The following is a 23,385-nucleotide window of genomic DNA, read 5'->3' on the forward strand; positions in this document are numbered from 1 at the left end:
GGGTCTTCTACATCAACATCCCCGTGGGAGTGGCCTCTCTGGTCATGGCCCAGCTCTTCATCTTCGACCCCCCCTACATCGGGCGGCGCGCGACGCGGATCGACTACCAGGGCATGGGGCTTCTGGCCGTGGGCATCGGAGCGCTTCAGATCCTGCTCGACAAGGGCCAGGAGGAGGACTGGTTCGCCTCCAGCGCGATGACGGTTTTGGTGGTGGTCGCGGTGGGGGCTCTGATCGCGTTTCTCGTCCACGAGCTCCGAGCGCAACAGCCCGTGGTCAACCTACGCGTCTTCCGCGTGTCCACCTACAGCGCGGGGGTCTTTCTCATGACCGTGCTGGGGTTCGTCCTCTACGGCAGCCTGGTCCTGCTGCCGATCTTCCTGCAGACACTGCTCGGCTATCCGTCGCTGCAGGCGGGTCTCGCCATGGCGCCGCGCGGGATGGGCGCGTTCCTAGCCATGCCCGCGGTGGGTATGCTCCTGGGGCGGGTGCCCGCGCGCCGCATGCTGGCGGCGGGGCTCGTCACCGGCTCCCTCACTCTCTTCTGGCTCGGCTCCCTGAATCTCAGCGCGGGCTACTGGGACATTTTCTGGCCGCAGTTCCTGCAGGGGATCTCTCTGGGGATGCTCTTCGTCCCCCTGACCACCATCACCATGGATCCCATCCCTAAGGAGTCCATGGGCAACGCCACCAGCATGTTCAACCTGATGCGCAACATCGGAGGGAGCATGGGCATCGCCGCCGCTACCACCCTGCTCTTCCGGCGGCAGCAGGCCCACTTGAGCGTTCTGGGGGCGCACGTCGACCCCTTCAGCCCCCAGGCCCGGGCCCTGCTCGAGCAGCTGCGGGCCGGTTTCCTGGCCCGGGGATCCGATTTCGCCACCGCCACCGACCAGGCCCGGGTCGCCGCCTTCGGGTTCGTTCAGCGGCAGGCGGCCATGCTGTCCTTCACCGACGTCTTCCGCCTGCTCGCGCTGCTCTTCTTGGCCCTCCTGCCCTTTCTGCTCGTGATGAAGAGCCCCCGCGCGGGCCGCAGCGCGGCCCCCGCCGGGCACTAGAAGGGCGGGACCGACGCTCTAGCGGGCGGCCCGCCGAGCCGTGGTTCGGGGCAAGAGCTCGGCCAGGAAGCGGCCGGTGTAGGACTCCCGGACCGCGGCCACCTCCTCCGGGGTGCCCTTGGCCACCACCAGCCCCCCGGCGTCCCCGCCCTCCGGTCCCAGATCGATGACATGGTCGGCGGTCTTGATCACGTCCAGGTTGTGCTCGATCACGACCACGGTGTTGCCGCCTTCCACCAGGCGGTCCAGCACCCGCAGCAGCTTCCGGATGTCGTCGAAGTGCAACCCGGTGGTGGGCTCGTCCAGAATGTACAGGGTGCGGCCTGTGGAGCGCTTCGAGAGCTCGCGGGAGAGCTTGACCCGCTGGGCCTCGCCCCCGGAGAGGGTCGGGGAGGACTGGCCGAGGGCAATGTATCCGAGGCCGACGTCGGCAAGGGTCTCCAGGGCGCGACGGATCTGGGGATGGTTCTTGAACAGCTGCAGGGCCTCGTCCACGGTGGTGGCGAGCAAATCGGCGATGGAGAGGTTGTTGTATTTGACCTGGAGGGTGGCTTCGTTGAAGCGCTTGCCCTGACAGACCTCGCAGGGGACGTAGACGTCGGGCAGGAAGTGCATCTCCACCCGCTTCACGCCGTCCCCCTCGCAGGCCTCGCAGCGGCCGCCTTTGACGTTGAATGAGAAGCGGCCCGGCGTGTAGCCGTGCATCCGCGCCTCGGGCAAGAGGGCGAAGAAGTCTCGGATCAGGTCGAAGACCTTGGTGTAGGTGGCGGGGTTGCTGCGGGGCGTGCGTCCGATGGGGCTCTGGTCGATGTCGATGATCTTGTCGATCTCCGGAAGGCCGTCCACCCGGGTGTGCGCGCCCACCACCACGTCGCTCCCATGGAGGGCGCGGGCCGCGGCCGGATACAGGATCTGGTTCACGAGGGTGCTCTTGCCCGCCCCGCTCACCCCCGTGACGCACACGAACAGCCCGAGCGGGAAGTCCACCGTGATGTCCTTCAGGTTGTTCTCCCGCGCGCCGGCGACGGTCAGCTTCCGGGCATCGGCCTCCCGCCGCCGGGGCGGAATCTCGATCTGGAGGTCGCCCCCCAGGTAGCGCGCGGTCAGCCCCTCCCCCTTGGCCGTGACCTCCGCCGGGGGGCCCGCCGCCACCACCTGGCCCCCGTGCCGTCCCGCTCCGGGGCCGAAGTCGATCAGCCAGTCCGCCTCTTCCATGGCTTCGCGGTCGTGCTCCACCACCACCACCGTGTTTCCGATGTCGCGCAGGTGCTGGAGGGCGGCTAGGAGCTTCTTGTTGTCGCGCTGGTGGAGGCCGATCGAGGGCTCGTCGAGCACGTAGATGACGCCGGTCAGCTCGCTCCCGATCTGGCTGGCCAAGCGGATGCGCTGCCCTTCCCCCCCGGAGAGGGAGGGGGCGGGGCGGTCCAGGGTGAGGTAGCTCAGGCCCACGTCCAGCAGGAAGCGCAGGCGGGCGCGGATCTCCTTCAAGAGCTCGGTCGCGATCTTGGCCTCGCTCCCCTTCAAGTCCAGGGAGTCGAAAAATGCGTGGGCCCCGGCCACGGAGAGGGCGGTGACCTCGGCGATGTTCCGGCCTGCCAGCTTGACCCCCAGGGCCTCGGTCCGGATGCGGCGGCCCCCGCAGGCCGAGCAGGGCCGGTTGCTCAAGAACTTCTGATAGTACTGCCGCATCTCCTCGGAGCGGGTCTCCCGCATGCGGCGCATCATGGAGTTGATGGCTCCCTCGTAGCGCATCTTGAAGGCGCCGCTGCCCCAAGACCCCTTGATCTGGATCTTTACCCGGTCGTCGCCCGTTCCATGGAGGATCACCCGGCGGTGGGCGGCGGAGAGCGACTTCCAGGGCTTGTTGAGGTCTATGCCCCGCTCGCGTGCCACGGCCCGCACGATGTCGGTGCCCCAGCTCGTGCCCTCACCCACGGCCCCCAGCGGCTTCACCGCTCCCTCGTTGATGGTGAGGTTGGGATTGGGAACCACCAGCTCGGGGTCCATCTCCATGCGGGTTCCCAGCCCCGAACACTCCGGGCACATGCCCTGGGGGGAGTTGAAGGAGAAAAGCTGGGGCGAGGGCTCGGGGAAGGAGATGCCGCAATGGTGGCAGGCCCGATGCTCGGAGAGAACCTTCTCCGGTCGGCCTTCGGGGGCCACGATCAGGCTCCCCTGGCCATGGCGGAGGGCGGTCTCCACCGAGTCGTGCAGCCGTTCTTTCATCCCCGGCTTGGCGATGAGCCGGTCCACCACCGCGTCGATCGAGTGCTTCTTCTTCTTGTCGAGCCGGATGTCGTCCTCCAGCGACAGCACGATCCCGTCCGCCCGGATGCGGGTGAAGCCGGCCTTGCGCACTTGCTCGAGCACCTCTCGATGCTCGCCCTTGCGCTCCTTCACGAGGGGGGCAAGGAGCAGGTACTTGGTACCAGGGGGCAGCTCCTGGACCTCGTGGACGATCTGCTGCGAGGACTGCTGGGAGACGGGACGGCCGCACTTATGGCAGGTGAGGTGGCCCACCCGCGCCCACAGCACGCGAAGGTAGTCGTGGATCTCGGTGATGGTTCCTACCGTGGACCGGGGGTTGCCGCTGGCCGCCTTCTGCTCGATGGATATGGTGGGGGCGAGGCCGCGGATGGAGTCGTAGAGCGGCTTATCCATCTGCCCCAGGAACTGTCGGGCGTAGGCATTCAGGCTCTCGATGTACCGGCGCTGGCCTTCCGCGTAAAGGGTGTCGAAGGCCAGGCTGGACTTGCCCGAACCCGACACGCCGGTGAGGACCACGAGCTTCTTCTTGGGGATCTCCACGGTGACGTTCTTAAGGTTGTGCTGGCGGGCCCCGGTGATGATGATGCGGTCCAGTTCCATCGCGTGTCCCTCGCGGCTCCCGAGCGGGCCGAACCCTTGATGTTAGCCGGGAACGGGGAGCCGGTCGAGCCCCTGGGGAGCGTCTGGAGAGAATAGCGGCCGGGAGGCGGGTGCCTCCCACTCCTTAGAGGGGGGCGTGGCCGCGGAGCAGCCGAGCGCGGTGCTATCATGCCCGCCAATGGCGACGAACCTTTTTGGGCGGGAGCGGGACGCGATTCTGCGCGAGATCACGGCTCTCGGCGAACCGGCCTACCGCGCCCGTCAGGTCTACGTCTGGATCTACAAGAAGCGCGTCCGGTCTTTCGAGGCCATGACCAACCTGGGCAAGACCCTGCGCGAGGAGCTGGCCCGTCGCTTTGTGCTGCGCTGGCCGGAGGTCGCGGAACGGAACCTGTCTTACGACGGCACCGTCAAGTACCTGCTGCGCCTCGAGGACGGCGCCGCCATCGAGAGCGTCTACATCCCGGAAGACCGCCGCCGCACCATCTGCATCTCTACCCAGGCGGGCTGCCCACTGCGCTGCGCCTTTTGCCTGACCGGGATCGCCGGTTACCGGCGGAATCTGAAGCCGGCGGAGATCCTGGGCCAGGTCGCCCTCCTCATGGAGGAGGCGCCCGCCCGCCGGCAGCCTTGGAACGTGGTGATGATGGGCATGGGCGAGCCGCTCCTCAACTACGAGGCCACGGTCTCCGCCCTCCGGGTCCTGATGGACCCCGAGGGCTTCGGGGTGGCTCCCAAGAAGCTGACCCTCTCCACGGTGGGTATCCTGCCCGCGCTGGAGAAGCTGATGCGGGAGCCTGTGCGTCCGAACCTGGCCATCAGCCTTCACGCCCCCGACTCCGCCCTCCGCCGCGCTCTCATGCCCGTGGAGGAGAAGTACGGGATCGAAGAGGTGATCGCGGCCGCCCAGCGTTATCCGATTCCGCGGGGCGGGCTCGTGACCTACGAGTACGTGCTGCTCCGCGGAGTGAACGACACCCCCGGACACGCCCGTGAGTTGGTTCGGCTCCTGAGCGGCGCGCGGGCCAAGGTGAATCTCATCCCCCTGAACCCCGCCCCCCAGATCCCTTTCGAAGCGCCGCGCGCGGAGGCGGTCGACGCCTTCTGCGCGGCGCTCGCGGAGGCCCGCCTGACGGTTTCCGTCCGCCGTCCGCGCGGCCAGGACATCCTGGCTGCGTGCGGCCAGCTCCACCTGAAGCAAGGCGTTCCCGCTCCGGTTCCGGCGCCGCCCTCCTGAACGCAGTCACCCCCATCACCCGCGGAGGGATCTCATGCGCCAATCCATTGCCGCCCGCCTCCTGCTTTTGGGCGTCCTGCCCTCGCTGACGGGGGTCAGCCGCGTCCTTGCCGACGAGCCGGAGGCGCCACGCAAGCTCGTGTTCGACGTGGATTTCGAGGTGGCCAACGTCAACGACCGCAGCCTCCTCCAATCCCTGGGGCGCGAGCACCAGACCAAGATCCCCTACGCCATCCTGGGAGTATCGGGGACCCTGAGCCCCCATCTCTCCTATCGGGTCGAGCTGAACGGCGTCAACGACTCCGTGAAGCCCGAGCCGTTCCTGCCCTCCGACCAAACGCCCTTCTTCTTCCCCAACCTGGCCGACCCAAGGTACGGCGTATCCTCCAAGCCGGAAGGACAATTCAAGGTCGACGACTACAAGAACACCGGCTGGGACCCCTATATCCAGGAGCAGTATCTCCGCCGCGCCTTCATCGACGTGCACAAGGCAAGCGGGCGCCTGGGCGTGCTTGTGGGACGGTTCTTCGTCCCTCTGGGATTCCTGCTCGAGGAGGGACGCTGGTTCACGGTCAAGGACCTCACCCACATCCAGGCCATCAACAACGAGACCGACGTGGGGGCCGAGGTCTACGGGTCGTTCGGGGGGGAGGATGAGTTCCATGGCCGGTTCTTCACGGGCGTGATCACGGGGAACGGCAACCCCTATCACGACTACGTCTACTACGACTTCACCCGTTCCGCGGCCGAGGACACGAACTCCGCCATGGGGGGCGTGGCTTCCCTGCGCGTCTTCCCGCTCAAAGGCCTGGAGCTGCGGGTGAGCGGCGAGTACAACTTCGTAGGCTCGCGCGTGGCGCAGGACACCACCGTCCAGCGCTCCAAACACTACGACCACCGGCTGGTAGGGGGGGCGAGATACCGCCCCCCGCAGTTCCGCCACCTGGAAGTCTTCGGCGAATACGCCCACTATCAGTGGGGCCTGAGCGCGACCTCCGCCGTCCAGCTTCCCGGCCCTCCCACCCGCAGCCCGGTGTTCAAAGACGGCTACTACCTCGGGGCAGACCTGAGCCTGCCTCTGCCGCGAACGTGGGGGAAGGTGGGGGCGGTCGTCACCCGCGAGGAGCTGGACCGGGACGACTCAATGATCGCCTACCTGGCGGCTCGCGACATGCTGGCCGTGGTCCTGGGAAAGAAGGAGCGCAGCACCATCGTGAAGGTTTACGCCGAGCTGGGGAAGGTGACGGTGTTCTTCTTTCACAACGATCTGCAGAATCCCTTCCCCCAGGTCTCGGCGATCGTGCCGATCAGCGGGCCGCTCGCGCTTTCTCCGGGCAGCAACTCGAAGGTGGGCTTCGGGTTGCGGTTCAGGGCTTCTTTTTGAGCGGGGTCCGCACCGCAGTCTAGTCTTCGTCGTCCCCGAAGAAGAACTGGTCAGCGCAGCGCTTGGTGCAGAAGATCCGGCCCATTCCGCGGTGCCCGCAGTTTTCGCAGATCCACTTGAAGCAGATCGGGCACTTGTTGAGGATGGTTTCCTGTTCGTCCTTCTGGCACTCCGGGCAGTTCATGGCCCCCGCACTCCGGAGTATAGCACGCGCCCCCGCGGCCCCCGCGATTCCGTAGTAAACTGTGAGTGGGTAAGGTTCTGACGTAGAAGGACCTGCCGGTCAGGAGCGGCCGGAAAGGCCGAGCGCTCCCTCCGGCAGCCGCGGGCGTTGGTCCGTGGCGGTGTAGCTCAGTTGGTTAGAGCACGCGGCTCATATCCGCGGCGTCCGGGGTTCGAATCCCTGCACCGCCACCAATTCCCCCGGGGAGGGGTGAGAGCTGGTGAAGCACAGTCGTCTCGTCACCGTGGTCGACGCGGCCCTGGCCGATCTGGGGGTCCCGTGTGCGGGCCAGGCGATCCTGGTCGGCCTATCCGGGGGGGCCGATTCGGTGGGGCTCCTCGACGCCCTGGCCACGGTCAGCCGCCGGCGAGGCTTCCGCGTGGTCGCGGCCCACCTCGACCACGGCCTGCGTCCCGACTCGGCCGCGGATGCCCTCTTCTGCGCCGACCTCTGTGCGCAATTGGGGGTCTCCTTTCGCGCCGGCCGGGCTGACGTAACCGGGCGCGCTCGCCGCGAGCGGGGCGGGATCGAGCAGGCGGCGCGGCTCGAGCGCTACGCGTTCCTTCGCGCAGCCAAGGGGGACGAGGGGGCGGTGGCGGTGGCGGTGGCCCACACCCGCGACGACCAGGCGGAGACCGTGCTCCTGCGCCTCCTCCGGGGCGCCGGCCGGTCGGGCCTTTCCGCCATGCGGGTGCGCACGGGGGACATCCTGCGACCCCTCCTGGAGGTCTCGCGTGAGGAGGTTCGGTGCCACCTTCAGAATCGTGGTCTCACCTGGCGCGAGGACCCGAGCAACGCCGACCCCTCGTTTCGCCGGAACCGGGTGCGGCACGAACTCATGCCCTACCTGGAGTCTCGCTTTAACCCCCGCATCGGAGAGACCCTGGCCCGCTCGGCCGCGCTCCTGGCCGACGAGGCCGAGCTGCTAGGCTCGTTGGCCGGGAGCCTATACGACCGGGCGGCGCGGCGGGTGGGTGAGGGCGTGAGCCTCTCGCGGGGCGTCCTTGCCGCGGCCCCGCTCGCCCTGCGGCGCCTGGCTGTGCGGCGAGTGCTGGAAGAGACCGGGGGTCTGCGCGGGGTCAGCGCCGCCCTCGTGGAGCGACTCCTCGTCCTGGCTGGTTCGGCTGCGCCCTCTGGCCGTCGCTTGGCGCTCCCCGGGGGACGGGTCGCCTTGTTCCGGTTCGGCGACGTGTGGGTCGGGCCGCGCAGCGAGCCCCGGCCCGGTTTTGCCTACCCCCTGGGTGTTCCTGGCCGGGTGGAGTTGCCGGGAGGGGTGGCGGTGGTGGCGGGACCCGCGGACGGGCCCCCGGCCTCCCAGGGAGAGGCGGCAGTGGTGGCGGCGCCGGAGGGCGAGCCCCTCCTTGTCCGCACGCGCCGCCCCGGAGACCGAGTGTGGCGGCACGGCCGGAAGATGAGCCTGAAGCGGTTCTTGATGGAGCAGCGGGTCCCCGCCGACCGGCGCGGGGCCCTGCCCTTGGTGGCCGCGGGCTCGGAGGTGCTGTGGGTGCCGGGGGAACCCCAGGAACCTGGGCGGGGAGGCCGGCTCGTCAGCCTGCGCCTGGAGAGGTCCCTTTGAGGGAGCGGGCGGAGGTCCTTTTCGGCCCCGAGCAGATCGCCCGGCGCATCGCCGAGGTGGGGTCCGAGATCGGGCGGGCCTTCGAGGGGCGGGAGATCTGCGTGGTCGGGCTGATGAAGAGTTGCCTAGTGTTCATGGCCGACCTCATCCGGGCCATCCCCAGCGAACTCACCGTGCACATGGTGCGGGTCTCGTCGATGCGCGAAGAGGGGTCGGGGACCGCTCGCACCGAGATCATCTACTCCACCACGATCCCCTACGAGGGGCGGGACATCCTCCTCCTCGACGACATCGTGGACACCGGGATCACCCTGAACTTTCTGCTCGACCACATCAAAGAACACAATCCACGGAGCCTGAGGGTATGTACCCTCATCGACAAGCCGGGGGACCGCAAAATCGACGTCAACCCCGACTGGTCGGTCTTCACCCTTCCCAAGCCCAGGGACGACCGCTTCGTGGTGGGCTATGGCCTGGACTACGCGGAGAGCTACCGAGGTCTCCCGTACCTTGGCACCATCCCTCGGCCGTCGCCGTCGGCCCGTGGGGCCTAGGACCCCTTGAAGAAAGAGGGGCAGAACCCTGGAGCGTCTGGAGGCCTAAGATCGTGAACGCCACGTTCAAGACGGTGATGCTATGGATGTCGTTGCTGGTCGTTGTTTTCCTGGCCTGGCACTTCGCCCAGATCCAGAAGAAAGAGACCGCGGTTAAATTCAGCGAATTCATGGCCCAGGTGGAGTCCGGCCAGGTGGCGGAGGTGACCATCACCGGCAACGAGATCAAGGGCCGCTACAACAGCCAGCAGTCCTTCAAGACCTTCGCTCCCATCGGCTACGACAAGCTCGTGGACACCTTGCTCGCCAAGAAGGTCATGGTCAACTATCAGCCCGACCAGACCCCGACCTGGGCCAACATGCTCATCTCTTGGGCCCCCTTCATCCTCCTCATCGGCTTCTGGATCTTCTTCATGCGGCAGATGCAGAGCGGGGGGAACAAGGCGCTCTCCTTCGGGAAGTCCAAGGCTAAGCTCCTGGCCAGCCAGCAGAAGAAGGTGACCTTCAAGGACGTAGCGGGCGTGGACGAGGCCAAGGAGGAGCTCCAGGAGATCATCGAGTTCCTGCGCGAGCCCCAGAAGTTCCAGAAGCTGGGCGGCCGCATCCCCAAGGGCGTGCTTCTCATGGGGCCCCCGGGGACGGGCAAGACGCTTCTCGCGCGGGCCATCGCGGGCGAAGCCAACGTACCGTTCTTCTCCATTTCCGGCTCCGATTTCGTGGAGATGTTCGTGGGGGTGGGAGCGAGCCGCGTGCGCGACCTCTTCGAGCAGGGAAAGAAGAACGCTCCCTGCATCATTTTCATCGACGAGATCGACGCCGTGGGCCGGCACCGCGGCGCGGGCCTGGGCGGCGGCCACGACGAGCGCGAGCAGACCCTGAACCAGCTGCTGGTGGAGATGGACGGCTTCGAGTCCAACGACGGGGTCATCCTGATCGCGGCCACGAACCGGCCCGACGTGCTGGACCCCGCCCTCCTGCGGCCGGGCCGCTTCGACCGGCGGGTAGTGGTCTCCCGGCCCGACGTGAGGGGCCGCGAGGGGATCCTCCTGGTCCACACCCGCAAGATCCCCCTCTCCGAGGACGTGGACATCTCTGTCCTAGCCCGGGCCACGCCCGGGTTTTCGGGGGCGGACCTCGCCAACCTCGTGAACGAGGCCGCCCTTCTGGCCGCCCGCCACAGCCAGAAGTTCGTGAACATGCAGGACTTCGAGAGCTCGAAGGACAAGGTGCTCATGGGGGCCGAGCGGAAGAGCATGATCATCACCGAGGAGGAGAAGAAGATCACCGCCTTTCACGAGGGGGGCCACGCCCTCTTGGCCGCCCTCCTGCCCCACACCGACCCTCTGCACAAGGTGACCATCATCCCCCGCGGCATGGCCTTGGGCCTGACCCAGCAACTGCCCACGGAGGAGAAGCACAACTACAGCCGCGAGCAGTTGGAGAGCCGGATCGCGGTTTGCATGGGCGGTCGCATCGCGGAGGAGATTACCTTCGGCCAGATCACGACCGGAGCCCAAAACGACATCGAGCAGGCCACGGAGATGGCGCGCAAGATGGTCTGCGAGTGGGGGATGAGCGACGCCCTGGGGCCGCTCACCTATGGAAAGAAGGAGGAGGCCATCTTCCTGGGCAAGGAGTTCAACCGGCACCAGGACTACTCCGAGGCCACCGCCCTCAAGATCGACGCCGAGATCAAGCGGATCGTAACCGAGCAGTACGAGCGGGCCCAGCGGATCCTGACCGACAAGCGCCCGGTGCTGGTCAAAGTGGCGGAGGCGCTACTCGAGCACGAGGTGCTGGACGGCCAGCAGATCCAGCAGATCCTGGCCGGCGAGCCCCTGGCCGCGCGCGTACGGAAAGCGGCTCCCGCTCCGGCCCCGGTGGCCGCCCGCGAGGGTAAGGTCGACGACGGCGAACGGGCGGGCGGAATCCTGCCCCCTCCCATGGCGGCGCCGAAGCCGACGTCCTAGTTGGGCGAGGGGGGGGGTGTCTCCCTCCCTTCGAGCCGGCCGGTCCGGCTTGGTTCCCGGACGCCTCGCCCGGCCGCCGCCGGCGGGAGGGTCGCGGGGTGCGCCCTCCGCGGGGCGCGCGGTCCGCTTCGCGTCCGAGTGGCCAGGGGCTGAGGAGGCACGAATCGACGCGCAGGGGGCACGGCGGCGCTACCGGATCACCCTGCGCGGGGCGGAGGTGGTGCTTGGGGAACGCACCTGGGTCATGGGGGTGCTCAACGTGACCCCGGACTCCTTCTCCGATAGCGGCCTCTTTCCGACCCCGGAGGCGGCCGTGGCCCAAGGCCTCGCGCTCTTCGGGGCGGGGGCGGACCTGGTCGACGTGGGAGGAGAGTCCACGCGGCCGGGGGGTGCGGACCGGATCAGTGCTGACGAGGAGTGCCGACGGGTGGTACCGGTGGTGCACGGCCTGCGGCAAAGGGGAGCGGGGCCGATCTCCGTGGACACCACCAAGGCCGCGGTGGCCCGGGCCGCCTTGGACGCGGGGGCCGATCTCGTGAACGACGTGAGCGGGTTCCGCTTCGACCCCGCGCTGGCTGACCTGGTGGCCGCGCGGGGGGTGCCGGCGGTGGTGATGCACATGCGCGGGGATTTTGCAGGCATGCATCTCGAACCGAGCTATGAGGACGTGATGGGCGAGGTGGTGGCGGAGCTTGGGGATGCCCTGGCCCGGGGCGAGAAGGCGGGGGTCGCCCGGAAACAGCTCCTTGTCGACCCCGGGATCGGCTTTGCCAAAGACTCCCACCACAGCCTGGAGGTGCTGCGGCGACTCCCCGAGCTTAGGGCCCTGGATCGGCCCCTGCTGGTCGGACCCTCACGGAAGAGCTTCATTGGGAAGGTGCTCGACCTGCCAGTGGGAGAGCGGCTCATGGGCACGGCGGCGGCGGTAGCGGCCGCGGTCCTGGCCGGGGCCCACGTCGTGCGCGTCCACGACGTCAAGGAGATGGTGCAGGTGGTGCGGGTCTGCGACGCGATCGTGGGCGACCCGCCCCCGGGGGGAGGTGTGTAGATGCTCCCCGAGCGCCTGGCCGCCTTCTTCTCCGCCTCGGAGTTCACCTGGCTGGACGCGCTCGACATCCTGATCGTGGCCTTCATCGTCTACCAGCTCCTCCAGTTCATCCGGGGCACCCACGCCGTGCAAATGGCGATCGGAGGGCTGGTCCTGGTCATCCTGTATTGGGCCTCCCTCCTCTTAAACCTCGAGACCGTCAACTGGCTCCTCCGCACCTTTCTTCCCTTCGTGGTCTTCGGCATCATCGTGGTCTTCCAGTCCGAGATCCGAAAGGTACTCGCCCATCTCGGCAAGACCCCTTTCTTCGGGGCCTTCAGCGGCCGGCGCAAGGAGGAGGTGATCGACGAGGTGGTACTGGCCACCACCACCCTGGCCTCCTCGCGCACGGGGGCCATTCTGGTCGTGGAGCGGGAAATGGGCCTGCGCAGCTATATCGAGACCGGCATCGCGCTCGACGCCTTTGTCACCTACGACCTTCTCATCAGCATCTTCAACCCGCGCACGCCGCTCCATGACGGGGCGGTGGTCATCCAAGCGAGCCGGGTGGCGGCCGCCGCCTGCTTCCTCCCCTTGACCGTCAACCCCGAGCTGTCGCGCACGCTGGGCAGCCGCCACCGCGCTGCCATCGGCGTGACCGAGGACACGGACGCGGTGGCGGTTGTGGTGTCCGAGGAGACGGGGATCATCTCCCTCGTAACCGAGGGCCGGATCCGTCGGGAGCTTGACGGTCGCTCCCTCAAACAGGCCCTCCTCGAGGCGCTCGAGGTGTCGGCTCTCCCCGCCGAGAACAACGCCCTGGGGGAGACCGTCACCGTGCGGGACAAATAGGTCAATGGGCTTCCTCCTCGAAAACCTGCCCTTGAAAGCGGCCAGCCTGGCCCTAGCCGTGCTCCTCTGGTTCGTCATCGCGGGCGAGAAGACGTCCGAACGGGGGATCTCAGTCCCCCTCGAGCTCCAGAACTTCCCCAAGGACCTGGAACTGACCGGCGACCCCGTCAACAGCGTCGAGGTGCGCCTGCGCGCCTCGCCCGGCATCATCCACGCCCTCCGCCTGGGGGAGATATCCGCCCAGATCAACCTCGCGGGGGCGGTGGAGGGCGAGCGCATCATCCCCCTCACCCCGGAGGCGATCCGCCTCCCCTTCGGGGTCAGGGTGGTGAAGATCACTCCCGCCAGCATCACCTTGAACCTCGAGCGGACCATCGACAAGGCCGTGCCCATCCGGCCCCGGCTCCTGGGGCGTCCCGCCCCCGGTTACGAGGTGGGGGAGGTCAGCAGCGAGCCCCCCGAGATCCACATTGCCGGGCCCAAGAGCCGGGTCCAGGAGGTGGAGAGCGCGTTCACGGAGCCCGTCTCCGTGGAGGGGGCGCAGGCTCCGGTGACGGAAGCGGTCAACATCGGCCTGGAGGACCCCCTCCTGCGCGTGCAAGGCGCCTCCCGGGTACGGGTGACCGCCCGCGTGGAGGAGGTCCGCGAGAACCGCACCTTCGAGGGGCTGGCGGTGGCCACGCGGGGGGGGCCGGGCCAGGTCCGGCCATCGGTGGTGCGGGTCGTGGTCACGGGGCGGGCGGCCGACCTGCGGGAGCTCGGCGCGAGCGACATCCGCCCTTACGTGGACCTGGGGGCAGGAGAGGGCCCCCAGCGTCTCCCGGTGACGGTGGAGCTAGGCTCCGGGCACCCGGGGGTGACGGTGCTGAAAACGGAGCCCCCCCAGGTCACCGTTCGTGCCCTCGGGAAGAAGGGCTGAGATGGCGGCTCGATCTCCTTCCCGCCATCTCTTTGGCACCGACGGCATCCGGGGCGTAGCCAACGAGCACCCTATGACCCCGGAGCTGGCGCTCGCCCTGGGGCGGGCCGTGACCCACGTGGCCGGCCGGGGCAAGCGGCACGCGCCCCGGGTCATCATCGGCAAGGACACTCGCCTCTCCGGGTACATGATCGAGACCGCGATTGCTTCGGGCATCTGCTCCATGGGAGGCCGGGTCCTGCTCTGCGGGCCCATCCCCACTCCCGCCGTGGCTCACCTCACGGTCAGCATGCGGGCCGACGCGGGCATCGTGATCAGCGCCAGCCACAACCCATACCCCGACAACGGCATCAAGATCTTCGGGGGCGACGGATTCAAGTTGCCCGACGAGACGGAAGCGGAGATCGAGGCCCTCATGTCCGACGGGGCCGCCCTGGGAGCCCGCAAGATCGGGCCCGGGATCGGCCGCGCCGAGAAGCTGGAGGACGCGCGGGGTCGCTACGTGGCTTTCACCAAGGCCACCTTTCCCCGCGATCTCTCCCTGGATGGGGTTCGGGTGGTGATCGACGCCGCCCACGGTGCGGCCTACCGCGTGGCCCCCCTGGTGTTCACGGAACTTGGGGCCAAGGTGGCCGCCCTGGGGGTGAAGCCGAACGGGGTCAACATCAATCGGGAATCGGGGGCCCTCCATCCCGCCAACGCCTGCGCAGAGGTGGTCAAAAGGGGCGCCCATATCGGGGTGGCCCTCGACGGGGACGCCGACCGGGTGATCGTGATCGACGAGAAGGGCAAGGTCGTGGACGGAGATGCGGTCATGGCCATGTGCGCCATGCGCATGATGCGCGAGGGAGAGCTAAAGAAGCAGACGGTGGTGGCCACGGTGATGAGCAACCTGGGCCTGGAGCGCGCGCTGCGCGCGAGCGGCCTGCGCCTCCTGCGCACCCCCGTCGGAGACCGTTACGTCGTGGAGGCCATGCGGGAGGGGGGCTACAACCTGGGGGGCGAACAGTCCGGCCACTTGGTCTTCCTGGACCACGCCTCCACCGGGGACGGGATCATCGGCGCCCTGCAGGTCCTGTCCCTGATGATGCGCACGGGCCAGCCCCTCTCGGAGCTCGCGGGGACGTCGATGGAGCGCGTGCCCCAAGTGCTTGAGAACGTGAGCCTTCCCGCGCGGCGGCCCCTGGAAGAGATGGCGCAGCTCGCGCGGGCCGCGGAGGGGGTGAGGGCGTCCTTGGGAGAGGAGGGCCGGGTGCTGGTGCGCTGGAGCGGGACGGAGCCCAAACTCCGGATCATGCTCGAGGGGCCGGATGAGGACCGGATCCGGGCCTGGGCCAAGGACCTGGCGGAGGCAGCGCGGCGGGATCTGACGTGAGCGCGGACTTAGGGACGCGCGCGGGTGCGCCTCGCCTGGGCGTGAACATCGACCACGTGGCCACCGTTCGCCAGGCCCGGCGGGTGGCGGAGCCGGACCCGGTTCAGGCCGCCGTGCTGGCCGAGCTGGGGGGGGCGGACGGCATCACCGTCCATCTGCGTGCGGACCGCCGTCACATTCAGGACCGCGACGTGGAGATCCTCCGCCAGGTGGTGAGGACCCGGCTGAACGTGGAGCTGGCCGCCTCCCAGGAGATGGTGAGGCTCGCCCTCACCGTGAAGCCGGACCAGGTGACCCTGGTCCCCGAGCGCCGCGAGGAGATAAGCACCGAGGGGGGGTTGGACGTGGTCTTGAACAGCGTCCAGCTCAAACCGGTGGTGAAGATGCTCCGGGAGGGGGGTGTCGCGGTCAGCCTCTTCGTGGACCCCGACCTCGAGCAGGTCAAGGAGGCTCACAAACTGGACGCCCACGCGACCGAGATCAACACCGCCGCCTACGCGGAGGCCCGCGACGACCGCTCTCGCGCCGCCATCCTGCGCCGGGTCGCGGACGCCGCGCGCCTAGGCCGAAAGCTGGGCCTGGCCGTGCATGCCGGGCACGGCCTCACCTACCAGAACGTGGGCGCCCTCGCCTCCCTCTCCGAGATAACGGAGCTGAATATCGGCCACAGCATCGTGGCCCGGGCCGTGCTCGTAGGGATGGAGCGCGCGGTGCGGGAGATGGTGGAGGCGATCCGGAGACGGTGAGCGGTGTCGGGGGGAGCGCCGCCGCCGGCGGCGGCCCCCGACACGGCCGCGGCCCCGATTGACGGTCGGATACAAAGCCCTTATCCTAAGTTTCCGGAGAGGTACCCCAAAGCCCAGACGGTTCCGCCGCCAGGAGCGTCGCCTGGCTCGCGAAGAGAGGCGTTGATGCTGGAGGCGTACGGCCAGACCGATGTCGGACGTCGCCGGAAGCTGAACGAGGACAACTTCCTCGTGGATCCGGAGCCCAATCTCTACGCGGTATGCGACGGCATGGGTGGCCACAACGCCGGGGAGGTGGCCTCCAAGATGGCCATCGAGACCCTGGCCGCCTTCATCGAGAAGAGCCACAAGGAGAAGGAGATCACCTGGCCCTATGGGCTGGACGTGAATCTCTCCTACGACGGGAATCGCCTCAAGACGGCGATCAAGCTCGCTAACAAGAAGGTCTTTCGGGCCGCCGACAACCGGGAGGACTACACCGGGATGGGCACCACCGCGGTGGCCGTCCTCGTCTCCGGCAACGTCATGACCATCGGCTCCGCCGGGGACAGCCGCTGCTATCTCCTCAGGATCGGCAAGCTGACCCAACTCACTCGCGACGATTCCTGGGTCTCGGCCGCCCTGGGCGAGGGGATCCTCAACACCGACGAGGTCGAGCGCCACCCCCTGCGCAACGTCATCACCAAGGCAGTGGGAGCCAAGGACTCGATCGAGCTCGAGGTAGTGGAGCACAAGCTCCTGAACGGGGACGTGGCCCTGCTTTGCTCCGACGGCCTTCACGCCATGATCAGCGACGAGCAGATCCACCAGGCCCTCACCCCCTTCCCCCCCACCCTGCAGGACGCCGCGCGCAAGCTCATCGACGCCGCCAACGAGGCGGGCGGAAAGGACAACGTCACCGTCGTCCTCTTGCGCTTCACCGAGTGATGGCCGGGGCGACCCCGGTCTGACCGGGCGGGGAGGGGAGGAATGCCCAGCCTAGGCCGCTACGAAGTACTCGGCAAGCTGGGGGAAGGGGCTATGGGGGTCGTCTACCGGGCCAGGGACAAATCCCTGGGCCGGGTAGTGGCCCTCAAGATGCTCTCCGCCGATCTCGGCGCCGACGACGAACTCCACCAGCGTTTTGAGCGGGAGGCGGTGGCCATCGGCCGCCTCAACCATCCCAACATCGTGACCGTGTACGACCTCGGGGAGTCCGAGGGTCACCTCTTCATGGCCATGGAGCTCCTGGAAGGAGATGACCTCCGGGCCCTGATCGAGCGCCAGGTGGACATCCCCCTCGCGGACCGGGTGCGCGTGATGGGCCAGATCTGCGAGGGGCTCGGCTACGCCCACGGCAAGGGCGTCGTGCACCGCGACGTGAAGCCGGCAAACATCTTCGTCACCTCGGGGGGACAGGTCAAGATCCTCGACTTCGGCTTGGCCCGGGTGGCCACGACCGACACCATCACCCGGGCGGGCGTCATCATGGGCACCCCGGACTACATGTCCCCCGAGCAGGCCACGGGTCGGCCCCTCGATCAGCGCACCGACATCTTCTCGGCGGGCGCCGTCTTCTACGAGTTTCTGACCCTCCAGAAGCCGTTCAAGGGGAAGACCCTCCACAGCGTCCTCTACCAGATCCTCTCCGAGGAGCCGGAAGCGGTCCTGACCCTGAATCCCGAGCTTCCCGCGCGCGTGGCCCTCCTTGTCCACCGCATGCTCCGCAAGGACCCCGACCGCCGGTACCCGAGCATGGAAGACGCGGGCCGGGAGGTACAACGGATCCACGCCGCCCTCCGGCGCTCCGGATCCCGGTCCGCCCTGCCCGTGGCCGCACCTCCCCTGAGCGAGGAGAGGCGTGGCAGGGTACGGGACCACCTCACCCGCGGGCGGGGACATTTCGAGGCCGGCCACTGGAAGCAGGCGGCGGCGGAGATGAGCGAGGCCCTGGCTGTCGATCCTGACTGCGGGGAGGCGGCGGAGTTGCTGTGGGGTGCGGGCCGGAGGCTGGTGGGGGGGGGCCGGCCGGAGCCGCCCCCCGACCCCGAAGCGGAGGCGCGGATCGTAGCCCTCCTCGCCCGCGCTGCTCCCGGCCGCCCCCCGGACGAGGCCCGCCGCGCCCTGGCCGAGCTGGCCCTGGTGGCCCCCGACGACGTTCGTCTGGCTGACCTCGTCCGCGAGAGGTCGGGCCGTGACCGCGACCATTGACACCCCCGGCTTCGAGCCCTACGATCCCGGGGGGTCCTTGGAAGAGGCCCAGCCAATGAGCGCTCTGCAGGACCGAGAGAAACGGGTCGCCCTGAACCTGCAGGTGGAGGTGAAGGGGGAGGACACGGGCGGGCTCACCTTCGAAGAGGCCACCCGGAGCCTCAACATCAGCGGAGGCGGCATCTGCTTCGAGAGCGGGCAGAAACTGGTGGTGGGATCGCGCCTCCTGCTGCTGATCGAGCTCCCCCCTCCCCTGCGCAAGCACTTCGGTAACCGTCCCCTTTATCGCGCCCGGGCGGTGGTGTGCCGGGTCGAGCACTTCGAGGGGCAGGCCGTCTCCCGCATCGGGGCCCGCTTTCTTGGCGAGGTGGAGGCCTAGGTCAGGGGGCACAGGCGCGCCAACGGTGCTATAATCCGCGGGCTTTGGAGGTTGCCGTTGCCTCCCGCGAGTGAGCCTCCCCGGGGAAGGTTGCGCCCTAGCCGGCGCGGATAGCGCCGGGCGGCGGTTTTTGGGGCACGGGCGGGAGGCGGCCGGCGTGGCCTTCGACCTAAGGGCGACCCGGTCAGGGACACGCGGGGTACCGGCCCCCACGGGATCGGGTCAAATGCCGTGTCCCCTGGACCCGCCCGGGGGGGAGGCGGTTCTCATCCGGGCGTGGAGCGGGCCACGCGAGCGGCTGGACGGCGAGAGGGCTCGGTCTGACTCGGGCCGTCGCGAGGAAGGAGATAATCCGAGGTGAACATGACGTCGACGCGTGAGGAAGAGAAGCCGTGGAAGACCGACCTGGCCCGCAGATCCGCCCTCCGGCGCGAGCAGGTGCTCCGTGAGGTCGAGGAGGCGGTCCGGAAGGCCTCCTCCTTCGAGGACGGGCTGCGCCAGGCGGTGGAGATCATGAAGAGGCGGTTCGCGCGCTACTCCGCGATCACGGCCTACGTGGCCGACGGCGAGGATCTTGCCGTGCATACGTCTCTCGAGCGTCCGCAGGGGCCGGAGCGGGTCTGGTCGGGGGGCGGGCCCCTGGCAGAGGCCGCCCAAGGCCAAGCACCCACGGTGGTCGCGGACCTGAGCGCGGTCCCGGGCTGGGCGAGCGTGGGACTGGCCACGGGCAGCGCCATGGTGGCGCCGGTCCGGACCGAAGCCGGGCTCTGGGCCATCCTCGAGATCTGGAGCGACTTCCGGGACGCCTTCACCGTCCACGACGTGAAGCTCATGAGCCGGGTGGCGGTCGCGCTCGCCAAGAAGACCCCGGCCGCCTGAGCGTGCCCGCCCCCGCGGCCCCCGGTCCCTCCGCGGAACCTCGCCTGCGGGGCATCGTCCCTCCCCTGGTCACCCCCTTCCTTGCCAACGGCGACCTCGACCTCGCGTCTTTCGAGGCCAACCTGGAGTCCTACGCGCGCGAGGACCTTGGGGGTTACGTGGTCCTGGGCTCGAACGGCGAGGCGACCTTCTTGGAGGAGGACGAGAAGCTGGCCCTCATCCGCGCCGCACGCCGGCGGGCCGGAACCCGGCTCCTCCTGGTGGGGACGGGCCTGGAGAGCACGCGCGCCACCATCGCGTTCACGCGCAAGGCCGCGGACGCGGGAGCCGACGCCGCCCTCGTGGTCACCCCCCATTACTACAAGTCGAGGATGACGGCGGAGGCTCTGCAGCGGCACTTCGAGGCGGTGGCGGATGCATCGCCCGTTCCCATCTACCTCTACTCCATCCCATCCTTCACCGGTCTCGCTTGGCCCCCCGGCCTGGCGGGGGCCCTCGCGGCCCATCCCCGCATCGTGGGGATGAAGGAGTCCGCGGGAGACCTGGGCCTCCTTGGCAAGATCATTGCCTCCGTGCCGCCGTCGTTCGCAGTTGTCTGCGGCTCCGCGCCGGTCATGTATCCCGCTCTCTGCGTGGGCGCGGCGGCGGGGATCTTGGCCGTGGCCAACTGTGCTCCCGGTCCCGCGGCCGCCCTCTACGCCGCCTTCCGAGCGGGCGACCACGCGGAAGCGCGCCGCATACAGGAAGAGCTCACGCCGCTGAGTGTGGCCGTCACCAGCACCCACGGCATCGCGGGCTTGAAGCTGGCCTTAGATCTCGCGGGCCGACGGGGAGGCGCGGTGCGCGCTCCCTTGTTGCCCCTCCCCCCCCCTGCCCGCGAAGAGCTAAAAGGTCTTTTGGCGCGGGCGGAAGCGGCGTGCCCGCGCTGAGGTGACGGGCCGGGGATGAAGCGGCTGGCCGTGGTTGCGGGCAGCCTGGCCGGTTCTCTCCTCGCCTGTTACGCCGCCTTTCTCCTGGGGAGTTGGGGCTTCGACGCCCGCCGCTTCGCCCAGCACCAGGGTCGCCTGCAGCGCCTCCTGGCCCAGGCCCCCCGGCTCGATCAGGTGGTCCAGGGGCTGGAGACCGAGGGCAGCCCCCTGCTCGCCGCGCCCAAGGATGGGAGAGAGCTTAGCCAGGTAGCCTTGGAGCGGGGAGGTCCCAAGCGCCAGGAGATCCTGGAGAAGGGGCGGCAGTGGCCCCAGACGCGGGTCTTCGCCGCGGCCGACATGGTCTACTTCCTCTACTTCGATGGGGAGGGGGTGATGCGCGACTTCACCTGCGTCAGCCGGTGAACGGTCCCTTCGCGTCCTCCGCGGTGGCCCGCGGGACGAGCACGCGGAGCGCGCGTGGGAGCAGCCCTACTTCCAGACGAGCGGCCTCCGGCTCCGGCTCGCCGTCGCGGTGGTGCTCGATGGGCGCGGCCGCGGTCAGGAGCGCGGAGGCGCACGTCACCCGCCGGTAGCGCGAAAAGCCCTCGATGGTCCCCAGGAATAGCCGCGGGGTGTTGAGGACGAGCTCCAGGGGAGAGGCCTCCTCCACCAGCACCACCTCCAGGCGGCCATCGTCGAGCCGTGCGCGCGGCGCGATCACCGCGCCCGCTCCATATTGGGCTCCGTTCGCGAACGCCACGACCAGGATCCGCGCCTCGATCCTCTCCCCGCCCGCTTCCAGGGTCACGTGCGCGGCCGGGTAGGAGAAGGCACCGGCCAGACCCAGCCGCAGGTAGGTCATGATGCCCCGCCGACCCCCGTCCTTCCCGTTGTGGTGAAAGGCTTTCCCCACCGCGGCGTCGAAGCCGGCCCCCGCCACATTGAGGAAGGGCTCGCCGTTGACGAGGCCGACGTCCATCCTGCGGGGCACCCCCGTCTCCAAGGCGCTCAAGGCCGCTCCCGGTTGGAGGGGAATGCCCAGGGACCGGGCCAGGCCATTCCCCGAGCCCACGGGGACCACGCCCAGCATCGTCTCCGACCCGATCATTCCTTGGGCCGCCTCGTTCACGGTGCCGTCTCCCCCCGCCACCAGGAGGAGGTCGGTCCCCTCCGCCACCGCCTCGCGGGCCAACTCCCGGGCGTTCCGCGGGCCCTCGGTCAGGCGGACGGTGAGATCGGGCCAGGAGGGCCGGCCCCGCCGGAGCGTCTCCAGGGCGCGTCCGGCGTCCACGCCCGCCCGCGGGTTCAGGATGGCGCGCACCCTCACCCGGCCTCCTCGTAGACGCGCAACGTCGCCTCCACCATGCGGTCGGCGGTGAACCGCTCGAGGAACCGGAGCCGTCCCGCCGCCCCCAAGGCGCGCTGGCATTCGCGATCGGTCAGGACTTCGACCAGAGCGGCGGCGAGGGCATCCGGGTCACGCACCGGCACCACCCGTCCCGTCCGGCCATCCTCCACCGCCTCCGGGATCCCCCCCGCGGCGGTGGCTACCACGGGCAGGCCGAAGGCCATGGCGTCGAGGAGGCTGGTGCCGAGTCCTTCCAAGTGCGAGGAGAGGCAGAAGACGGTGAAGGCGGGCAGGAGGCGGTCCAGGTCGGTGCGGAAGCCGGTGAAGAGGCAGTGGTCGCCGAGACCCCGCTGGCGGGCCAGGGCCTCAAGGTGATCCCGTCGCTCCCCGTCTCCCACGATCACGAACCACACCTCGGGGATCCGGGCTCGGACGCGCGCCGCGGCCTCGATCAGGGAGACGTGGTCCTTGTGGTCGGTCAGGGCGGCCACGTTGCCCACGACGGGAGCGCCCTCTGGAATCCCGAGCGCCGCCCGACCGCCCGCCTGCGGCGGCCGGTCGGGGACCCCTTCATAGACAAGGCTCAGGCGGTCGGGGGAAAGACCATGCTTCTCCAGGACGGAGGCGATGGCGCGGCTGACCACGATGACGCGCCGGCAAGCGGCGTACTTCCGGCGGGAGAGATATCCAGGAAGGCAGAAGTCCACACGGCGGGTGGCGATGAGGCGGCTCCCCCCCGCCAGGGTGGCGGCCAGAAGGCCGCTCGACACCGCGTGGGGGTCGTGAAGCTGGGCCACCTCCGCCCCCGTTCGCCTCAGGATCCGAGCCAGGCCGACGATGGCGGGAGGCCAGAGGTCGCCCTTGAAGGGCAGGGCGCACACCTCGAGCCCGGCGGCCCGGGCCCTCGACTCCAAGAGCCCGCCCGCGCGGCAGGCCAGGATCACCGTGTGACCGCGGGCGGCCATCCCGGAGGCGGTGAGCAGGACTTGGTTCTGTCCCCCTCGCCAGCCGGATGCGGTGTCGACATGGAGGATTCTCATGCGGGAGGTCGTCCCCGCCCATCTCCCCGAGCCAGCTCCTGGAGCTTGGCCAGCTTCACGTAGGTGTAGTAAGCGTTCAAGGTGGACACGGTGATGCCTGCAGACCCCAGGATGAACCCGTGCTTCCAGACATAGTTACGGAGGAAGGCCCAAGCGCAGGAGCCGACCATCTCCAGGACCCCCGTCCGGCGCCCCGCCGCGAACGCCTGCGCCGCCCACAGCTCGGTGTAACGGTCGATCTTGCGCAGGTGGTGGCTTATGTCCTCGTAGGGATAGTGCGCCAGGTCGGAGCGGAGACGACCCACGGGGCCCCGGACGCTGACCGACTCGTGGACGAGGGTCCCCTCCCAACGACCGCGGGTTCGGTCGAAAAGGCGGATCTGGGGATCGGGGTACCAGTCGGTGGCGCGGATCCACCGGCCTAGGTAGAAAGCGGCGCGGGGGATGCGGTAGCCCGCGCGGTCGAAGCTGCGGGCGCGCAGGGCCTGGATCTCTTCCCGCAGGGAGGGGGTCACCCGCTCGTCGGCGTCCAAAGCCAGGACCCAGTCGTGGCGGGCCGCCTCCACGGCCACGTTGCGCTGGGCGACGAAGCCGGGCCAGGGCGAGTTCACGAGGACCCGAGCCCCCGCCGACTTCGCGATCTCGCGGGTGCGATCCGTGGACCCGGAGTCCACCACCACCACCTCGTCGCAGAAGCCGACGCTCTCCAGCGCGGCGGGCAGCCGGGCTTCCTCGTCCTGCGTGATAACGACCGCGGAAAGAGGCGTCCACTCGGTCACCTGGGCAGTATAGCCGCTTGATCGCGGCATCCGACGCGGCTAGAGTGCCTGGCCAGAAACGCCCGCCGCGAAG

General features: G+C 69.0%; 22 protein-coding genes and 1 tRNA gene. 18 read left to right on the forward strand and 5 right to left on the reverse strand.

Features of this window, described 5'->3' with window-relative positions:
- The coding region (locus tag VN461_20465) for a DHA2 family efflux MFS transporter permease subunit (protein ID HXB57150.1) at positions 1 to 1,058 on the forward strand (1,058 nt) is incomplete at its 5' end.
- A gap of 18 nt (positions 1,059 to 1,076) precedes the next feature.
- On the opposite strand, the gene uvrA is transcribed toward VN461_20465, so the two are convergent.
- Positions 1,077 to 3,926 (reverse strand): excinuclease ABC subunit UvrA, encoded by a 2,850-nt coding sequence (gene uvrA / locus VN461_20470; protein HXB57151.1) that lies wholly within the window; start codon positions 3,924 to 3,926, stop codon positions 1,077 to 1,079.
- A gap of 178 nt (positions 3,927 to 4,104) precedes the next feature.
- On the opposite strand from uvrA, the gene rlmN reads away from it, so the two are divergent.
- Both rlmN and VN461_20480 read left to right on the forward strand, forming a co-directional pair.
- Positions 4,105 to 5,163, forward strand: coding sequence for a 23S rRNA (adenine(2503)-C(2))-methyltransferase RlmN (gene rlmN, locus VN461_20475; protein HXB57152.1), 1,059 nt, complete (start codon positions 4,105 to 4,107; stop codon positions 5,161 to 5,163).
- 34 nt (positions 5,164 to 5,197) lie between these two features.
- On the forward strand, positions 5,198 to 6,547 hold the full coding sequence (locus VN461_20480; protein ID HXB57153.1) for a hypothetical protein: 1,350 nt from the start codon (positions 5,198 to 5,200) through the stop codon (positions 6,545 to 6,547).
- 19 nt (positions 6,548 to 6,566) lie between these two features.
- Here VN461_20480 and VN461_20485 read toward each other — a convergent pair whose 3' ends face one another.
- A complete protein-coding gene (locus VN461_20485) occupies positions 6,567 to 6,731 on the reverse strand; it encodes a hypothetical protein (GenBank protein HXB57154.1) in 165 nt (54 codons plus the stop codon).
- Positions 6,732 to 6,887: 156 nt separating this feature from the next.
- Here VN461_20485 and VN461_20490 point away from each other — a divergent pair.
- The 15 genes from VN461_20490 to VN461_20560 all read left to right on the forward strand — a co-directional run bounded on the left by VN461_20490 (position 6,888) and on the right by VN461_20560 (position 20,568).
- Positions 6,888 to 6,964, forward strand: a tRNA-Met gene (locus tag VN461_20490).
- 26 nt (positions 6,965 to 6,990) lie between these two features.
- Positions 6,991 to 8,346 carry a tRNA lysidine(34) synthetase TilS gene (tilS, locus tag VN461_20495; GenBank protein ID HXB57155.1) on the forward strand — a complete coding sequence of 452 codons (1,356 nt, stop codon included), beginning with the start codon at positions 6,991 to 6,993 and terminating at the stop codon, positions 8,344 to 8,346.
- The gene (hpt, locus tag VN461_20500) at positions 8,343 to 8,900 is read left to right on the forward strand and encodes a hypoxanthine phosphoribosyltransferase (GenBank protein ID HXB57156.1); all 558 of its coding nucleotides are present in this window, start codon (positions 8,343 to 8,345) and stop codon (positions 8,898 to 8,900) included. The genes tilS and hpt overlap by 4 nt, the downstream gene beginning before the upstream one ends.
- Positions 8,901 to 8,953: 53 nt before the next feature.
- Entirely contained in the window at positions 8,954 to 10,870 is a 1,917-nt protein-coding gene (gene ftsH, locus VN461_20505) for an ATP-dependent zinc metalloprotease FtsH (protein ID HXB57157.1), read from the forward strand.
- Positions 10,871 to 11,114: 244 nt separating this feature from the next.
- Positions 11,115 to 11,918, forward strand: coding sequence for a dihydropteroate synthase (gene folP, locus VN461_20510; GenBank protein HXB57158.1), 804 nt, complete (start codon positions 11,115 to 11,117; stop codon positions 11,916 to 11,918).
- Entirely contained in the window at positions 11,919 to 12,749 is an 831-nt protein-coding gene (gene cdaA, locus VN461_20515) for a diadenylate cyclase CdaA (protein ID HXB57159.1), read from the forward strand.
- 4 nt (positions 12,750 to 12,753) lie between these two features.
- On the forward strand, positions 12,754 to 13,668 hold the full coding sequence (locus tag VN461_20520; protein ID HXB57160.1) for a CdaR family protein: 915 nt from the start codon (positions 12,754 to 12,756) through the stop codon (positions 13,666 to 13,668).
- Position 13,669: 1 nt separating this feature from the next.
- On the forward strand, positions 13,670 to 15,043 hold the full coding sequence (gene glmM, locus VN461_20525; protein HXB57161.1) for a phosphoglucosamine mutase: 1,374 nt from the start codon (positions 13,670 to 13,672) through the stop codon (positions 15,041 to 15,043).
- Entirely contained in the window at positions 15,040 to 15,789 is a 750-nt protein-coding gene (locus tag VN461_20530; protein ID HXB57162.1) for a pyridoxine 5'-phosphate synthase, read from the forward strand. The genes glmM and VN461_20530 overlap by 4 nt, the downstream gene beginning before the upstream one ends.
- Before the next feature lie 165 nt (positions 15,790 to 15,954).
- On the forward strand, positions 15,955 to 16,716 hold the full coding sequence (locus VN461_20535; protein HXB57163.1) for a Stp1/IreP family PP2C-type Ser/Thr phosphatase: 762 nt from the start codon (positions 15,955 to 15,957) through the stop codon (positions 16,714 to 16,716).
- A gap of 42 nt (positions 16,717 to 16,758) precedes the next feature.
- A complete protein-coding gene (locus VN461_20540) occupies positions 16,759 to 17,979 on the forward strand; it encodes a serine/threonine-protein kinase (GenBank protein ID HXB57164.1) in 1,221 nt (406 codons plus the stop codon).
- Positions 17,963 to 18,358 (forward strand): PilZ domain-containing protein, encoded by a 396-nt coding sequence (locus tag VN461_20545; protein HXB57165.1) that lies wholly within the window; start codon positions 17,963 to 17,965, stop codon positions 18,356 to 18,358. Before VN461_20540 ends, VN461_20545 begins: the two co-directional genes overlap by 17 nt.
- A 363-nt stretch (positions 18,359 to 18,721) precedes the next feature.
- Positions 18,722 to 19,237 carry a GAF domain-containing protein gene (locus VN461_20550; GenBank protein HXB57166.1) on the forward strand — a complete coding sequence of 172 codons (516 nt, stop codon included), beginning with the start codon at positions 18,722 to 18,724 and terminating at the stop codon, positions 19,235 to 19,237.
- A gap of 2 nt (positions 19,238 to 19,239) precedes the next feature.
- The gene (locus tag VN461_20555) at positions 19,240 to 20,166 is read left to right on the forward strand and encodes a dihydrodipicolinate synthase family protein (protein ID HXB57167.1); all 927 of its coding nucleotides are present in this window, start codon (positions 19,240 to 19,242) and stop codon (positions 20,164 to 20,166) included.
- Between the two features lie 15 nt (positions 20,167 to 20,181).
- A complete protein-coding gene (locus VN461_20560; protein ID HXB57168.1) occupies positions 20,182 to 20,568 on the forward strand; it encodes a hypothetical protein in 387 nt (128 codons plus the stop codon).
- On the opposite strand, the gene VN461_20565 is transcribed toward VN461_20560, so the two are convergent.
- Genes VN461_20565 through VN461_20575 form a run of 3 tightly spaced genes read right to left on the reverse strand, consistent with a single transcriptional unit; the run spans position 20,558 to position 23,342 of the window.
- Complete coding sequence (locus tag VN461_20565; protein ID HXB57169.1) at positions 20,558 to 21,472, reverse strand: diacylglycerol kinase family protein; 915 nt, start codon at positions 21,470 to 21,472, stop codon at positions 20,558 to 20,560. The two genes, VN461_20560 and VN461_20565, sit on opposite strands and share 11 nt — an antisense overlap.
- Positions 21,469 to 22,533 (reverse strand): glycosyltransferase, encoded by a 1,065-nt coding sequence (locus VN461_20570; protein ID HXB57170.1) that lies wholly within the window; start codon positions 22,531 to 22,533, stop codon positions 21,469 to 21,471. Before VN461_20570 ends, VN461_20565 begins: the two co-directional genes overlap by 4 nt.
- Entirely contained in the window at positions 22,530 to 23,342 is an 813-nt protein-coding gene (locus tag VN461_20575) for a glycosyltransferase family 2 protein (protein ID HXB57171.1), read from the reverse strand. Before VN461_20575 ends, VN461_20570 begins: the two co-directional genes overlap by 4 nt.
- Between the last annotated feature and the right edge of the window lie 43 nt (positions 23,343 to 23,385).

This window comes from Vicinamibacteria bacterium (assembly GCA_035570235.1).
Taxonomy (GTDB): Bacteria; Acidobacteriota; Vicinamibacteria; order Fen-336; family Fen-336; genus DATMML01.

What these genes read in the sequence shown, in the direction of transcription:
- cdaA (HXB57159.1), top strand. Translation starts at nt 11,919, where the DNA reads ATGCTCCCCGAGCGCCTGGCCGCCTTCTTCTCCGCCTCGGAGTTCACC.
- VN461_20485 (HXB57154.1), bottom strand. Translation starts at nt 6,731, where the DNA reads ATGAACTGCCCGGAGTGCCAGAAGGACGAACAGGAAACCATCCTCAAC.
- VN461_20520 (HXB57160.1), top strand. Translation starts at nt 12,754, where the DNA reads ATGGGCTTCCTCCTCGAAAACCTGCCCTTGAAAGCGGCCAGCCTGGCC.
- VN461_20560 (HXB57168.1), top strand. Translation starts at nt 20,182, where the DNA reads ATGAAGCGGCTGGCCGTGGTTGCGGGCAGCCTGGCCGGTTCTCTCCTC.
- rlmN (HXB57152.1), top strand. Translation starts at nt 4,105, where the DNA reads ATGGCGACGAACCTTTTTGGGCGGGAGCGGGACGCGATTCTGCGCGAG.
- VN461_20570 (HXB57170.1), bottom strand. Translation starts at nt 22,533, where the DNA reads ATGAGAATCCTCCATGTCGACACCGCATCCGGCTGGCGAGGGGGACAG.
- folP (HXB57158.1), top strand. Translation starts at nt 11,115, where the DNA reads ATGGGGGTGCTCAACGTGACCCCGGACTCCTTCTCCGATAGCGGCCTC.
- uvrA (HXB57151.1), bottom strand. Translation starts at nt 3,926, where the DNA reads ATGGAACTGGACCGCATCATCATCACCGGGGCCCGCCAGCACAACCTT.
- VN461_20480 (HXB57153.1), top strand. Translation starts at nt 5,198, where the DNA reads ATGCGCCAATCCATTGCCGCCCGCCTCCTGCTTTTGGGCGTCCTGCCC.
- VN461_20575 (HXB57171.1), bottom strand. Translation starts at nt 23,342, where the DNA reads ATGCCGCGATCAAGCGGCTATACTGCCCAGGTGACCGAGTGGACGCCT.
- VN461_20540 (HXB57164.1), top strand. Translation starts at nt 16,759, where the DNA reads ATGCCCAGCCTAGGCCGCTACGAAGTACTCGGCAAGCTGGGGGAAGGG.
- VN461_20535 (HXB57163.1), top strand. Translation starts at nt 15,955, where the DNA reads ATGCTGGAGGCGTACGGCCAGACCGATGTCGGACGTCGCCGGAAGCTG.
- glmM (HXB57161.1), top strand. Translation starts at nt 13,670, where the DNA reads ATGGCGGCTCGATCTCCTTCCCGCCATCTCTTTGGCACCGACGGCATC.
- VN461_20550 (HXB57166.1), top strand. Translation starts at nt 18,722, where the DNA reads ATGACGTCGACGCGTGAGGAAGAGAAGCCGTGGAAGACCGACCTGGCC.